The following is a 14,936-nucleotide window of genomic DNA, read 5'->3' as shown; positions in this document are numbered from 1 at the left end:
CCTTTGCCTCCCTCATCCCTTCACAGCGCCGAAAGTCAGGCCGCCGACGATCTGTTTTTGCAGTGCGAGCGTTACGATGATGACCGGCAGTGAGTAGAGGACGGCTGCGGCGGTCATCGCCCCCCAGGCGAGCCCGTAGACCGAATTGTATTCGGCGATGACGATCGGCGCCGTTTTGGTCGCCTCGGACGTCAACAGCAGCGCGTAGAGGAACTCGTTCCAGCTGGTAATGAACGTAAAGAGCGCGGTGACCGCTATCCCCCCTGTCATGACCGGAAGGACAATCTTTCGAAACGCCTGGAATCGTGTGCAGCCATCCATGCGCGCTGCTTCTTCGAGCTCCTTCGGTATGCCCTCGAAGAAGGCGGACATGAGCAGCAGTGCCAGTGGTACCGCGGCCGACGTGTGAGCGAGGACCAGGCCTGGAATGGTATCGAGCAGACCCAGCGACTTCAAAAGCTGGAACAGCGGCACTCCGAGCGCCACCGACGGCACCATGCGCGTCACCAGGGCGAAGAGCAGGAAAATGGTGGTGATCCGGCGCCGGTACTGCGTGGCAACGTAAGCGGCAGGCACGGCCACCGAAAGCGAGAGAGCAGTCGTCAGCACCGCGACGGTGAGGGAATTGACGAAGGCTCTCGGCAAAGTGGAGGATCGCAGCACTTCGCGGAAGTTCTGGAACGATACAACGGCCGGAAAGAAGCTTGGCGGGATCTGCTGGACATCCGCCGCCGGCTTGATGGAGGTCATGAGGAGATAGATGTAAGGCAGCGCGTAGGATAGCACCAACACGAGAGCTGCCGCGTTGATCAGGATTCCGCTGAGATTGAGGCTGGGAGCTCTACGCATGTACCGGCCTCCATATCTTCCAATAGGCGACCGCCGCCAAAAGCATCATGACGATGAGAAACAACGTTCCGGACGCGGAAGCCTCGCCAAGATCGCCGAACCGAACCATGCGCTGGTAGATGTTCATCGAGAACACTTCAGAAGCATGACTGGGACCACCCTGCGTCTGTATCCAGATCAGGTCGAATGTCTTTGCAGCATCCACGCCCCGCACGATCACCACGACCGCGATCACCGGCCGCATGAGGGGAAGGGTGACATGCCAAAAGCGCTTGAGCGCATTCGCCCCGTCGATCCGCGCTGCCTCCAGCAGGTCTTTCGGGATGTTCGTCAGCCCGGCATAGGACACAAGGGCGACAAAGGAAGTCGTCAGCCAGATGTCGGCAAAAGAAACAGAATAGATGACGATATCTTCGCTGGACAACCATGCGATCGCTTCTGGATCGCTTATCAGACCCAAACGGACGAGCCCGTAGTTCAGAATGCCGATATTGCCGACGAGCAGAAACCGCCAGAGTAGACCCGCGACGATGGGTGGAACCATCAGCGGCAGAGCGAAGATCGTGCGATGCCACCGCGATTGACCGGCAAGCGCCGAAAAAAGCAGCGCCGCACAGAAGCCGAACGTGAACTCGAAAAACAGCGCGAACAGCGAATACTGAACGGTCCGCAGAGCGCTTTCCATGACACGTTTCGACGTCAAGGCATCGACATAGTTCTGCAGACCGACCCATTCGCGAATATGGGGCGTGATCGTATCAACCTTGAAAAAGGAATCGAATACTAAGAGCCCCACCGGGTAAGCGACCAGCACGCCGAGGATGGCGACTGCAGGCGCGAGCATGCAAAGCACAAATCGGTCTTCACCCGACATGTCCGTCTCCGAAAGCTAAGGGTGGGGCATATTTTGCCCCACGATGTTGAGGAATGTACGAGGCTAGTTGAGAATGTCCTCGATCGTTTCCTTGGCTTCCGTCAGGACCTCCCCGATATCTGCCTTGCAGGTGAGTGCCTGCTGGATAGCCGGCAGCACAGCTTCATCGACTATTTCCTGATATTTTTCATTGATCGGCCGGCCCTGGGTGGCAGGCGCGCTGAGCGTCTCAAGAAGTGGCGGGAAGTGCTCATAGCCGGTCTTGCCTGAATAGCTGCGATAGGCGGAATTCGTCGCTGCAAGGCCGAGCGGAGCTTCGATACCCAGGGCATTATTGGCGATGGCAAACGAGATGAATTTTTTCGCTGCGTCCTTGTGCTGGGATGTCGAGGGAACGACGTTGTACCAAGGACCGGGAACAGCTGCGATCCCGGCGTCGCCGGCCAGCATCGGCACCACGCCGACCTTGCCGCTGACCTTTGAATCCGCAGGCGTCATCTTGTAGGCATGCGCCCAGAACTTCATCATGGCTGTTTTGCCCTGGTAGAATAGGTTCTGCGCCTCGCCCCAGCCGATTTCGTTCACATTTTCAGGAACGGAATGATCAACGCAGTGTGGCGCGATGTAGAATTCAAGCGCCTTTTTGTGCGCCTCATTGTCGATAATGACCTGCCCGTCCTTATCGAGGATCACCCCTGGCGAACCCTCCTGCAGCACATGCGCCATCCATTCCTCTGAAAACGTGCCGATGGTGTCGGTGCCCCACAAGTCAGTCTTTCCATCGCCGTCAGTGTCACGCGTGAAGAATTTCGCGATGTCGCGCCACTGCTGCCAGGTTTTGGGCGGCGCGAGAGGATAGCCATACTTGGCTTGAAAAGCCTCCTTTTCCTCCGCATTATCAAATAGATCCTTGCGATAGAACACGATCTCGGCATTGGCCCAGGCGGGCATACCGATCAGCTTGTCGCCGACCTTCGCATCGGCAAGCAAGACAGGCGGCAGATCCGCGCGAACCGCATCGGTGAAAAGAGCCGAAAGATCCTCGACGTGGCCGGCAAACTTCGCATTCCATACGACGTCGATCGTCACGACATCGAACGCGGAAGAGCCAGACGCGATTTCAGCTGAGAATTTGTCAAAGACACCCTGATAGGGAACGGTCGTGAAGTTCACCTTGATGCCGGTTTCGGCAGTAAACTTCTCGGCGACCGCCTTCTGCAACATTTCCCCGCCGCCTTCGACCAAGATATTGATGGCTTCGGCATTGGCAGTGGCGGCTATGAAAACAAGCGCGAGTGCGCTGGCACCAAGCAATTTCTTCATTGATTCCTCCCATTTGGCTCGCTGCACTTGCACTGAGCCCTCCTTCTTCTTGCGAAGGTAGTCCTCGTATGACGACGTTGTCAATATGGAATGACGACGTTGTCAGAAAAATATGTCGACGTTGTCATGCGGCTGGTTTAAAACGAATCCGGGCAAGGAGATTGGCGTACATGGTCAGCATAGTCAGCGTCGCGAAAGTGGCCGGAGTTTCCAACAAAACTGTGTCTCGGGTCATTAACGGCGAACCATATGTGACCGAGGAAACGAGGGAGAGGGTCGAAAGGGCAATTCGAGACCTCGGATATGTGCCGAATATGGCCGCGCGCCAAATACGCTCAAGTCGCTCCAACACATTTGGCATCATCGCTGACTACGTGTCGACGACGCCTTACTCAGTGGACATCGTTCGCGGGATCCAGGATTGGGCCAATGCTAACGGCAAGACCATTCTGATGGCAAACACCGGCGGTGCGTCCGAACAGGAAGTTAAAATTTGGAAAATGTTCCAATCGCACCGCATTGACGGCGTTCTCTACGTAACGATGTACCATCGCATCATTGATCCCGAAACCGGCGACGTCGGTATCCCCACAGTGATGATCAACTGCCGACCAAAAACGAGCGAATTGTTGCCGTCAATCGAGCCAGATGATTACCAGGGCTCGCGAGATCTCACCCGCTACCTGCTCGAAAAAGGGCATCGAAAGATCGGCTACATCCGGCTCAATCCCATTTTGTTGGGAGCGGAACTGCGCCTCGACGCTTTCCGCAAAACCACCAGCGACTTTGGCCTTGCGGACAGTGACCTCACGATCCGCCTTGGAATGGAAGGACCCGTTGGAGCAGAGAAGAATTACGTTTTTGCCGCCGCCACCGAGATGCTTCAGCAAAGAGATCGACCGACCGCAATCATCAGCGGCAACGACGAAATGGCGATCCAAATCTACATCGCGGCCATGGCATTGGGTTTCCGGATTCCTGAGGATGTCAGTATTGTCGGCTTTGACGATTTCCGGACGGTTTCCCTGGCGCTGAAGCCGGAGCTGACCACTGCCGCTTTGCCATATTACGATCTCGGTCTGCAAGGGGCGGAATTGTTGAATAACGTGGTGGCGGGAAGCGAAGTTTACCCGAGCAGTCGGGTTATGTCTTGTAATTTGGTGGAGCGACTTTCGGTGTCCTCCTTGTAGTCTAACCTCATGCACGAGAGCGTCTGGGCGAGCAAGCGGCTCTCGCAAGAACGTAACGGCGACATCCGGTAAACCCGGAGCGGTTTACTTCTTCCGGGCTTGACGCCAAATCAAAGTTACTTAATCTAAGACTCTGCAAGCCCGCTTGGAGGAGGGGCCGGGCAATCGCGATGTCGATCGCGCCATCTTCATCTCCCCCAAAACCATGTCCACGACCCCAAAAGCATGACGACAAGATTGTCAGCCGTCGATTTTCAACAGGATAAGCCATGCCTCTGACCATTGCCCAGCGCCTCGATCGTCTGAAAGTTCGCATTGCCGAGTTGGCGCATTGGCGAGATCGACAAAGTGCCGTGATCGACGGCTGGACTTTTGACGGCGAGCCGATCGCACATCACCAGAATTGGCCGCACCGCCAGGGGGTAGTGCATTTTGCCGCGACCGCTGAAGCGCCGCAGACGTGGCCGCTCGCGGACATTCGCCTGCAGCTCGATCTCGGCGGCGAGAGCCTGATTACGCTGAGCTATCCCGATGGAGAAACGGAAACATTCGGTCTCGATCCCTATCATCAGGAATTCCCGGTGAAGGGCCGCAGCTTTTCGATCGCAACGGAAACCGTCGCCCGGTTTCCGTTCGGCGAGCCCAATCGCGCTCCGAGGCTCAACAAGGCCCGCTTTATCTGGCTCGACGGTCCCGCTCACCGCCTGCATCTTCTGTTGAAGCAGGTGGCCGAGGCGATCGATGCGCTGGGTGAACATGAAGTCGTGCCGCATCTGATGGATGCCGCCGAGCATGCATTGCGCAGTCTCGATTGGCCATCGGATACGGCGGCTTATATCTCCCGCACGTCTGGCGCGGTCATGCAGCAGAAGATCTGGGAACTGCCGGAGCTCCAGGAAAATCCGGCGGGTCTCACGAACGAGGAAAGCGCTTCGGCAGCAGCAGCCTTCGATGCCCTGATGGCAAAGCTGAAGAAACTGCAGAAGCGCTTTCCCCCGAATGGAGAACTGCTGCTGACGGGCCATGCGCATATCGATCTTGCCTGGCTTTGGCCTTATCGCGAGACACGGCGGAAAATGCGGCGCACCTTCAATACGGCGCTGTCGCTGATGGAGCGCTCCGAGGATTTCCGCTTCAATCAATCGACCGCCCATTATTACGCGCAGATAGAAGAGGAAGACCCGGAGCTTCTCGAGCGCATCAAGCAGAAGGTCGCGGACGGAAAGTGGGAAACCGTCGGCGGCATGTGGGTGGAGCCCGACACGAACATGCCGACCGGCGAAAGTCTCGCCCGCCAGGTTCTCTATGGCCAGCGCTATTTCGAAAAGACCTTCGGCACCCGTCATACGGTCTGCTGGCTGCCGGATTGCTTCGGTTTCTCAGGCGCGCTGCCGCAAATTCTGAGACAGGGCGGCATCGACAGCTTCTTCACGATCAAGGTCAATTGGAGCGAGACCAACCATATCCCCTCCGACCTCTTCTGGTGGAAGGGCCTCGACGGCAGCCGGGTGCTGACCCATACGTTCGACAATCCGATGCAGGGTTATAACGGCTTTGTGCAACCCGATTGCTACGTGCCGACATGGAAGAATTTCCGCGGCAAGACGCAGCACGATACCTCGCTTCTGGCCGTCGGCTATGGCGACGGCGGCGGCGGCGTCACGCCGGAAATGGTCGAGCGCGAGGTGCAGCTGCGCGATTTCCCGGCTATCCCGCAGGCCCGCTGGGGCACCGTCAAAAGCTATTATGAGCAGGCGCACCGCACCGCGGGGGAAAAAAACCTTCCCGTGTGGGACGGTGAAATCTATCTCGAACTGCACCGCGCCACGCTGACGTCGCAAAGCGGCGTCAAGCGCAAGCATCGCCAGGCCGAACGGGCGCTGATCACCGCCGAAATCATCGCTTCGCTGGCGCATATGCTCGGAGCAGACAGGCCCCGAAGCCTCGAAGCGGATTGGCGCATTGTGCTGAAGAACGAGTTTCACGACATTCTGCCGGGGTCGAGCATCCGCGAAGTCTATCAGGATGCAGAGCAGGAACTGGGCGGCGTCATCGACCATGCCAAGGCCGAGCAGGCAAAGTCGTTGCAGGCGCTGTCGACCAAGCTGCCGAAGGGCGGGGTTGGCGATGCCCTCGTCGTCGTCAATCCGTCTCTTGCGGCCAGACCGCTCAGCGCGACACTCTCCGACGGTACGGTCGTCGCGGCCGCCGATCTCGTCGCCCCCTTGTCCGTTGCGGTCTTCGACAAGGGCTCGCTCAAGCCGGCGGGCGGGCTGAAGGCTGGCCCCGACCGTCTCGAAAACGACCACCTCTCGGTCGCTATCGGCAAGGACGGAGCGGTTGTAAGCCTCATTCACAAGGCCACGGGCCGGGAAGCGATCGACGGCTCGGCAAACCAGCTCTGGGTCTATCCGGCCGACAAGCCGCGCAACTGGGACGCCTGGGACATCGATGCGGATTATGCCGAAAAGGCCGTCCGCCTCGATACGCCTGATAGCATCACCCTCGTTGAAGAAGGCCCGCACCGCGCGGCGATCCGCGTCGTTTACCGCTACCGGAATTCGAGCGTCACGCAGACCTATGTGCTGACGGCCAACGCCAGGCGGCTCGACATCGAAACCACGATCGACTGGCATGAACGCCGCACGCTGCTGCGAACCTTGAACCCGGTCGCCGCGCAGGCCCGCAACGCAACGTTCGAATGCGCCTTCGGCATCGTCGAGCGGGCAACGCACACGAATACGTCCTGGGAGCAGGCGATGTTCGAGGCCGTCGCGCACCGCTTCGTCGATATCAGCGAGCCGGACTTCGGGGTCGCGCTGCTCAACAATGCCAAATATGGCCATAGCGCCCGCGGCAATGTGATCGGCATAAGCCTCGTGCGCGGGCCGATCTATCCGGATCCGCTGGCCGACGAAGGAGAGCAGAGCTTCACCTATGCGCTGATGCCGCATGAAGGCGCCTGGCATGAAGGCGGCGTTCTCGACGAGGCGATCGATCTTAATCAACCGCTCGTCGCGGCTGAGGCCAGCGGCCTCTCCGCCGGCACTTTCGCGCCGCTTGCGGTCACCGGCATCCCTGTCGCGTTCTCAGGCCTGAAGCCGGCGGAAGAGGGCGACGGCCTCATCCTGCGCCTTTACGAACCGGCCGGCCGGCGCGGCAGGCTCGCCCTCAACTTGCCTTCCGGATGGGCAGCATCGCAGCCGCTGAACATTCTCGAAGAGCCGATGGAGCGAAAGGGACCTGCCGACATCATGCCGTTCGAAATCCGGACCTGGAAGCTGCAGAAAGCCTGACGCCTAATCGCCCCATACGTGCCGGGAATCAAATGGCCTATGGCAAGCATGTCGCACCATGATTTGAAGAACTGGCGGGCGCTCCTGAAAGCGGCCGCTATCCCCCAGAATTGGATGAGCCGCCAGCCGCATCCAGCGGTCGAAAAGCGTCGGGTCGGGCGGCAAAGTTCGCAACCACAAAATCCACGAAAGCGCGGACTTTGGGTGAAAGCTGACGATTGGATGGCCAGACGAGCGAGAGCGAGCCGTAGGGCACCATGAAGGAGGTCAACACGGGAGCCAGACTTCCGGCTCGCATATGGGGCTCTGCGACGTAGACGGGCAGATGTGCGAGGCCCAAACCGTCCCGTGCTGCCCACAGCCCTGCATCCGTATTGTTGAATGTCAGGCTTCTCGGCAAAAGTTGCCGCTCGTATGGCGGGCGGAATGCCCATGGCGCGAGCCGGCCGCTGGATGGGTATTTGAAGTGAATGCAGGCATGCCGGGAGAGGTCATCCGGGGTCTCCGGTCGCCCATGGCGCTTGAAATAATCGGGACTTCCGCAAACGACGAAATGCTGATCGCCGATATGGCGGGCAATCAATCGTGCATCGGCAAGCTCACCACTCCGCACGACGACATCGAGGCCCTCTGCAACCAGGTCTATGACCTTGTCTTCGAAATCGATGTCCAGTTCGATCTCCGAAAATCGCTCGGTAAAAATGGGCAGGATCGGCATGAGAAGGTGATGCCCAACGATATGCGGCACGCTGACGCGGAGGCGTCCCCTCGGGCGTTCCCGGCTTCGTGAGACTGTGGCCTCTGCGTCATCCATGTCATCGAGGATGCGTTTGTAGCGTTCGTAGAGGACCGCTCCTTCCTCCGTCAGGCTGATACTGCGCGTCGTCCGGTTGAAGAGCCGCACGCCCAGTCGGATTTCGAGGCGCGCCACGGCTTTTCCGATCGCGGATGGCGAAACTCCGGCAACCCTGGCGGCAGCGACATAGCTCTGCTGTTCGGCGGCGTAAACGAAGGCGACAAGGCTTGCAGGCCCTTCCATATCAGCACCCAATTGGAGACATTTTATCCTTTATGTATGTCCAGGATCCTCGATTGATCAATATTGCGTAGGAAATATCTTCTGTTCCGGATGAACGGCCGGCCAATCAAAGGAGTGAGCGGCATGCGGGACTATGCAAAAAATCGACCCGAGCACACGGGAAAATACATTGGAGAGAATGACTTATTTCTGGAAATATTTCACGGGCAGGGCGGTCCAGGGCAATCCGGTCGGGCGCCTTTGCTCTTCGTTCATGGTGCCTTTACCGGCAGTTGGATGTGGAGCAAGTACATTCCGCATTTCATATCGGCGGGATGGAGCTCTTATTGCATCAACCTGCGAGGGCATTACAAAAGCAGGTCTGTGGATTTCACAAAAATCCTGTTTGAAGATTACCTGGAAGACATCCGGCTGGTGATCTCCGAAATCGTCGAAGAATGTGGAGCCCCTCCCATCGTGATCGGATTCAGCATGGGCGGAATCCTGAGCCAGAAGCTGGCGGAAAACGTGGAGATTGCCGGGCTGGTGCTGATCGATTCCAGCATTTGCAAGGAAGTGCATGCCGAAGTGCCCTATCGCGATCTTGCGTTGCGAATGCCCGGCCTCGTCGTGCCTGCTCCCGCGCGCGACGAGCAAATCAGTGCGGATGAAACACGCGAGGATATCGAATTCCAGCGGAAGTACCTGTCCATGGAATCTGCAAAGGCATTCAGCGCATTTTCCTTTCATTTCGGGGCGGAGGGAATCTCCATCGAAGGCGAGAAGATCACGTGCCCCAGCCTCGTCATTTGCGCCGTCAACGACGAATCCGACGAGCATCGAGGCAGGGCGACGGCACGCCACATCGGTGGTGAGTATCTAGGTCTCCCAGGCGCGACACACACAGGTCTGCTTGTCGGGCAAAGATATGACAAAGCCGTAAGCCGCATCATGGTCTGGTTGGCACGTTTTGATGGAAGATAGGGCGCATCCTCTACCGGCCTCCGAGCGCCGAGCTCCAAGCTGACGCTCAATCCTCCAAACCGAGGCTCGCCAGCAGCCGGCCAACATAGGCTTCCAACCCGCCGACCATGTCGAAGCGGGTGGGATCGCGCAGCCAGAGCATCTGAAGGCCGTCCATCACGGCGATGAGCTCGGCTGCCATCGCCCTGCCATCGATCTTGCCGTCGATCGAGCCATCGGTGACGGCTTGGTCGAAGGTGGCGGCGATGTCGTTCTGCAGCTGCTTGGCACGATCGAGAAACCATGCCTTGGCCGGGTGATCCTTCATCAGGCTCTCGGCATTCAGGATGGCGAAGGCCCTGATGACTTCGATCATATCGGCGTTGCGGCGGAAGACCTCGACCATGCCATTGAGCAGGCCGCGGAGATCGGAACGATGAGGCCCGATGAAGCTTTCGCTTTCGAGATCGCGCTTGTCCAGAATGGCGAGCAGCAGATCGACTTTGGTCGGGAAATGGTGCAGCAAGCCGGGCAGCGACAGGCCGACGTCGCGGGCAACATCCGCGATGGCAGCATTCCGGTAGCCGTCTTCGGCGAAGCGCCGCATCGCGGCTGTCAGGATCTCCGCGCGGCGCGCTTCACCCTTGCGGGATCTGCGCCGTCGCTTTTCGTCCTGTCCGGTCTTCGATTCGAATAACTCTGCCATCGTCTCTCCCGTCGGCTTCTTCTAGCGGTAAGCCACCAATCAATCCCCCACCGATTTCTCCGACGCTCTCTATTCCTATATCAGGCTTCGTCAGTTGACATCTTAAAAATACCGAGTAATCGGTAGGTTTAAGAGCTGCCTGCGAAGGGTGGATGGATTTGCGCCCGTGCGGAAGGCAGCACTTCGCAATGCCCCAATTCCATTGAAAGGGAGGTTTGCATGATCGATTCCATTCTCGACAAGATGACGCTCGAGGAGCAGGTCTCCCTGCTGTCCGGCGCCGACTTCTGGACGACGGTTCCCGTCGAGCGTCTTGATGTGCCGAAGATCAAGGTGACGGACGGACCGAACGGCGCGCGCGGCGCCGGTTCGCTGGTCGGCGGCGTCAAAGCGACCTGCTTTCCTGTCGCCATCGCGCTCGGCGCCACCTGGAATCCCGATCTGGTCGAGCGCATGGGCGTGGCGCTTGCCCACCAGGCAAAGAGCAAGGGTGCCGCCGTGCTGCTCGCGCCCACGGTGAACATTCATCGTTCCGGCCTCAACGGGCGAAATTTCGAATGTTATTCCGAGGATCCGATGCTGACCGCGGACCTCGCCGTCGCCTATATCAAGGGCGTGCAGAGTCAGGGGATCGCGGCGACGATCAAGCACTTCGCCGGCAACGAATCCGAGATCGAGCGGCAGACCATGTCTTCCGATATCGACGAACGGACGCTGCGCGAAATCTACTTTCCGCCCTTCGAACAGGCTGTCCGGCGTGCCGGCGTGATGGCTGTCATGTCCTCCTATAATCGCCTCAACGGCACCTATACGAGCGAGCATGCGTGGCTGCTGACCAAGGTGCTGCGCCAGGAATGGGGATTCGACGGTATCGTCATGTCCGACTGGTTCGGTTCGCATTCGACGGCCGAGACGATCAATGCCGGTCTCGATCTCGAAATGCCCGGCCCGGCGCGCGATCGCGGCGAGAAACTGGTTGCGGCCGTTCGTGAAGGGAAGGTCGAAGCCGCCACCGTGCGGGCGGCGGCACGGCGGATCCTACTTCTGCTCGAGCGGGTCGGCGCGTTCGAGAAGAAGCCTGATCTCACGGAGCAGGCGATCGACCTGCCGGAACACCGGACGCTGATCCGGCGCATCGGCGCGGAAGGCGCAGTTCTGCTGAAGAACGACGGCATCCTGCCACTTGCCAAGACCTCGCTCGACCGGATCGCCGTCATCGGACCCAACGCCGCCACCGCACGCGTCATGGGCGGTGGCAGCGCCCAGATCGCGGCGCATTACACTGTCAGTCCGCTCGAAGGGATTCGAGCCGCCCTTTCCAATGCCAACAGCGTCAGCCACGCCGTCGGCTGCCGCCATAACCGTCTGATCGAAGTGGCCAAGGGAAAGATCACCGTCGAATATTTCAAGGGGCGCGGCTGCCGGGGCACTCCGCTTCATGTCGAGACCGTCGACAAGGGCGAGTTCTTCTGGTTCGAGCTGCCGTCAGGCGAGCTCGACCCCGCCGATTTTTCGGCGCGGATGACGATGCAATTCGTACCGGAGGAGAGCGGCGATCATGTCTTCGGCATGACCAATGCTGGACTGGCGCGGCTCTTCGTCGATGGCAGGCTTATGGTCGATGGCCATGACGGCTGGACGCGCGGCGAGAACTATTTCGGCACGGCCAATGATGAACAGCGCGGCACGGTAGCGCTCGATGCGGGCAAGGCCCATGTCGTCACCGTCGAGTATGACACGCCGGTGGCGACCGGGGAGGGGATCAACCTCACGGCCATTCGCTTCGGCGTCGAAAAGCCTTTGGGCGAGGCCGATATCGAGGACGCCGTCGAGACGGCGCTGAATGCCGATGTGGCGCTTCTCTTTGTCGGCCGCGACGGCGAATGGGATACCGAAGGCTTGGACCTGCCCGATATGCGGCTTCCGGGTAAGCAGGAGGAACTGATCGAGCGGGTTGCGGCCGTCAACGCCAACACCGTGGTCGTGCTGCAGACCGGCGGACCGGTGGAAATGCCCTGGCTCGACAAGGTTCGCGCCGTGCTGCAGATCTGGTATCCCGGGCAGGAACTGGGCAATGCCGTCGCCGATGTCCTCTTCGGCGACGTCGAGCCCGGCGGGCGCCTGCCGCAGACATTCCCGAAAGCGCTTGCCGACAATTCCGCCATGACGGGCGATCGAGCCGTCTATCCGGGTAAGGATGGGCATGTGCGCTATGCCGAAGGCGTATTCGTCGGCTACCGTCACCACGATACACGCGCTGTCGAGCCGCTCTTCCCCTTTGGTTTCGGCCTTGGCTATACCCGCTTCAGCTGGAGCGAGCCGCGGCTGTCGGCGAGTGAAATGGGTCCCGAAGGCGTGACCGTCAGCCTCGATCTGACCAATATCGGCGACCGCGCCGGATCGGAACTGGTCCAGCTCTATGTGCGCTCGCCAAAGTCCAGGGTGGAGCGGCCGGACAAGGAACTGCGCGCCTTCGCAAAGCTTTCGCTGCTGCCCGGTGAAACAGGGACAGCCGTGATGAAGATCCTGCCGCGTGATCTCGCTTATTTCGACGTCGAGGCCGGCGCCTTCCGCACTGAGCCCGGCGACTACCAGCTGGTCGTGGCGGCCAATGCCGCGGATATCAGGTTCGTGGTCGATCTGCCGTCACCACTCGACACCCTGCTGCCGCCTTCGCACCAAGCGACCAGCCTCATCGGATAAACCGCCACGTTCGCTGTTCCGGCCCCATCCGATTCACAAGGTTCGCGCTCGCAATCCCAGCGCGAACAATTGCTCCACTCATGTTCACCGAGCCCGGATCCGCGAAGTCATCCAAGGACGCGAGCGTCGTAGCCCTTTCCCGACGAGGCTTGCCGTGCCGCCCCCGCCATCCAGGGCTTTGAGCGCGGCGAGGATGTCGGCATAGCGAACCGGACACTGCACGCCTGGCGGCTGCCGCAGCTCCGGAACGGACTCCACCGCGTAGAGGTCCGAAGCCCAGGATGCCAGTATCGCTCTCTTCTCCTGCGCAGAGATGTCGGCGGCGAGAACTTCGTTCGGAGAGCTGAAATGGCGATGGGGATGAAGAATGTACGAGGCGGAGATCGCCTCGATGACGCCATCCGGAGTGGTCGTGCTGATGCTTTTGCTGGTCATGAACTTCTCCCAAAAATTTCCACACAAGCGAAGAACATCTTCAGGCACCATTCGATTTAGGTGAAGGAAAACAGCGTTCAAGAGGTTTGCGGTCTGGCTGAAGCTTCGACCAAAAATTTTTTTAGATGTCCTCTTGAATCGAAAAACGCTCGAAACCAGATCATTTTCGTCGGCAGCGCAAAGGCGGGTCGACCAGACCGGGGACGTGTTTTCGACGCGTCTCCATTCCATGTTGCTTTACGGAGGATATGGCTATGAGAAACGAACTTGACTTCGCACCCCTTTACCGGTCCAGCATCGGCTTCGATCGGGTCTTCAGCCTCTTGAACAATGCGCAGCGGCTGCAGGCGATCGAGACCTGGCCACCCTATGACATCGTCAAGACGAGCGAAGACGACTATCGCATCCAGATGGCAGTCGCCGGTTTCGCCGAGGCCGACCTTGATATCACCCAGGAGCGGAACGTGCTCGTGGTGAAAGGCCAGAAGACCGAGGGGAAGGATGGCGAATATCTGCATCGCGGCATTGCCGGGCGCGCGTTTGAACGTCGCTTCGAACTCGCCGACCACGTCAGGGTCGAGAATGCGTCGCTGACGAACGGTATTCTCTCGATCTCGCTGAAGCGTGAGGTGCCGGAAGCCATGAAGCCGCGCAAAATCGCCATTGGAGATGGCTCCTTTCAGCAGGCGCCTCTTCAGATCGAAGCCGAGCGCCAGGTGGCTTAAGGAGGGCTTCTCGATGAAGTCCCGGAAAAAGCCGTTCACGGTCGAAATCAGGAAACGCCGTGGGGCAAACGCAAAGGATGCGGGAAAGCGTGTGCTCTCGAAGTTTCTTGATAAGCTCCGCTCCGGAGCCGCGGTTCCGGTAGCGCGATCCTGAATTGAGTTGGATGCAGGAGGGCCGGCTGGGGTGGCCGGCCCTTTGTCCGGCGGACCACCATACCGGCTTCGCCGCATCCCCCGCAAATGCTCCTACGCGACGTCGTCTTGCCGCGAATTACGTGGCTTCATCCCCTTTTGCACGGAGGGCATTCGCGAAGAGATCAGACGGCGTCGGGCTGGGTGCGGAGATTGGTGACGACGCGCCGGTTCTGCACCCTGCAGGAGCGATCTGTGCAGTCTCGGACTTCGCGCTCGTTCCCGTAGCCCCTCGCCCACATCCGCTTCGCGTCCACGCCCTTGGAGGCAAGATAGGCCATGGCGGCATCGGCGCGCTTCTGCGACAACGCCTCCATTTGGGATGCGGAACCGGAATCGTCGGCAAATCCCTGCAGCTTGAGCAGCCAAGTCGGGTTCTTGTTCAGCCAGATGGCCTGGTTATCCAATGTTGCCATGGCGACAGAATCGAGCGTGGCGGAGTCCTGCTTGAAGTAGATCCGTCGGCCCACATTGAGGATGAAATCCTCTTCACTGCCAGCCCCTACATTCTCGAAACCGGGGGCGGGATCGTTGGTTTGCCCGGTCATCGGCGCAGCCGCGGGTTCTTCCAAAGAGGCGATTTCAGTGGTGGAGCAGGCGGTGAGCGCCAAGAGCATGGCCACGGCGAGAAGGCGCCTCGCGTATCCTGTTGTAGCAGACAT

General features: G+C 59.4%; 12 protein-coding genes. 5 read left to right on the top strand and 7 right to left on the bottom strand.

What is annotated here, in order from left to right; translation table 11 throughout:
- Positions 1 to 12: 12 nt before the first annotated feature.
- The 3 genes from G9X68_RS16440 to G9X68_RS16430 form a co-directional block, all read right to left on the bottom strand.
- The gene (locus tag G9X68_RS16440) at positions 13 to 849 is read right to left on the bottom strand and encodes a carbohydrate ABC transporter permease (RefSeq protein WP_171603298.1); all 837 of its coding nucleotides are present in this window, start codon (positions 847 to 849) and stop codon (positions 13 to 15) included.
- Positions 842 to 1,723, bottom strand: coding sequence for a carbohydrate ABC transporter permease (locus G9X68_RS16435; RefSeq protein ID WP_020047465.1), 882 nt, complete (start codon positions 1,721 to 1,723; stop codon positions 842 to 844). The genes G9X68_RS16440 and G9X68_RS16435 overlap by 8 nt, the downstream gene beginning before the upstream one ends.
- A gap of 63 nt (positions 1,724 to 1,786) precedes the next feature.
- Positions 1,787 to 3,046, bottom strand: a complete 1,260-nt coding sequence (locus G9X68_RS16430) for an ABC transporter substrate-binding protein (protein ID WP_171603297.1) — start codon at positions 3,044 to 3,046, stop codon at positions 1,787 to 1,789.
- Between the two features lie 170 nt (positions 3,047 to 3,216).
- Here G9X68_RS16430 and G9X68_RS16425 point away from each other — a divergent pair, with 170 nt between their 5' ends.
- Together G9X68_RS16425 and G9X68_RS16420 are read left to right on the top strand one after the other, a co-directional pair.
- Entirely contained in the window at positions 3,217 to 4,236 is a 1,020-nt protein-coding gene (locus G9X68_RS16425; RefSeq protein ID WP_171603296.1) for a LacI family DNA-binding transcriptional regulator, read from the top strand.
- A gap of 269 nt (positions 4,237 to 4,505) precedes the next feature.
- Complete coding sequence (locus G9X68_RS16420) at positions 4,506 to 7,532, top strand: alpha-mannosidase (protein WP_171603295.1); 3,027 nt, start codon at positions 4,506 to 4,508, stop codon at positions 7,530 to 7,532.
- Between the two features lie 97 nt (positions 7,533 to 7,629).
- Here G9X68_RS16420 and G9X68_RS16415 read toward each other — a convergent pair whose 3' ends face one another.
- On the bottom strand, positions 7,630 to 8,571 hold the full coding sequence (locus G9X68_RS16415; RefSeq protein WP_171603294.1) for a LysR family transcriptional regulator: 942 nt from the start codon (positions 8,569 to 8,571) through the stop codon (positions 7,630 to 7,632).
- A 123-nt stretch (positions 8,572 to 8,694) separates the two neighbouring features.
- Between G9X68_RS16415 and G9X68_RS16410 the strand changes: the two genes are divergently transcribed.
- The gene (locus G9X68_RS16410; RefSeq protein ID WP_171603293.1) at positions 8,695 to 9,534 is read left to right on the top strand and encodes an alpha/beta hydrolase; all 840 of its coding nucleotides are present in this window, start codon (positions 8,695 to 8,697) and stop codon (positions 9,532 to 9,534) included.
- A 46-nt stretch (positions 9,535 to 9,580) separates the two neighbouring features.
- Here the strand turns inward: G9X68_RS16410 and G9X68_RS16405 are convergent, their stop codons facing one another.
- Positions 9,581 to 10,219, bottom strand: coding sequence for a TetR/AcrR family transcriptional regulator (locus G9X68_RS16405; RefSeq protein WP_171603292.1), 639 nt, complete (start codon positions 10,217 to 10,219; stop codon positions 9,581 to 9,583).
- A gap of 219 nt (positions 10,220 to 10,438) precedes the next feature.
- Here G9X68_RS16405 and G9X68_RS16400 point away from each other — a divergent pair, with 219 nt between their 5' ends.
- A complete protein-coding gene (locus G9X68_RS16400) occupies positions 10,439 to 12,922 on the top strand; it encodes a glycoside hydrolase family 3 C-terminal domain-containing protein (protein ID WP_171603291.1) in 2,484 nt (827 codons plus the stop codon).
- Positions 12,923 to 13,006: 84 nt separating this feature from the next.
- Here the strand turns inward: G9X68_RS16400 and G9X68_RS16395 are convergent, their stop codons facing one another.
- Complete coding sequence (locus G9X68_RS16395) at positions 13,007 to 13,357, bottom strand: hypothetical protein (protein WP_171603290.1); 351 nt, start codon at positions 13,355 to 13,357, stop codon at positions 13,007 to 13,009.
- A gap of 254 nt (positions 13,358 to 13,611) precedes the next feature.
- On the opposite strand from G9X68_RS16395, the gene G9X68_RS16390 reads away from it, so the two are divergent.
- Positions 13,612 to 14,082, top strand: a complete 471-nt coding sequence (locus G9X68_RS16390; protein WP_171603289.1) for an Hsp20 family protein — start codon at positions 13,612 to 13,614, stop codon at positions 14,080 to 14,082.
- A 317-nt stretch (positions 14,083 to 14,399) separates the two neighbouring features.
- Here the strand turns inward: G9X68_RS16390 and G9X68_RS16385 are convergent, their stop codons facing one another.
- Positions 14,400 to 14,936 (bottom strand): OmpA family protein, encoded by a 537-nt coding sequence (locus G9X68_RS16385; protein ID WP_171603288.1) that lies wholly within the window; start codon positions 14,934 to 14,936, stop codon positions 14,400 to 14,402.

The organism is Rhizobium changzhiense, assembly GCF_013087625.1.
In the GTDB taxonomy this organism is placed as follows: domain Bacteria; phylum Pseudomonadota; class Alphaproteobacteria; order Rhizobiales; family Rhizobiaceae; genus Rhizobium; species Rhizobium sophorae.
This window is presented reverse-complemented; position numbering and strand designations above follow the sequence as displayed.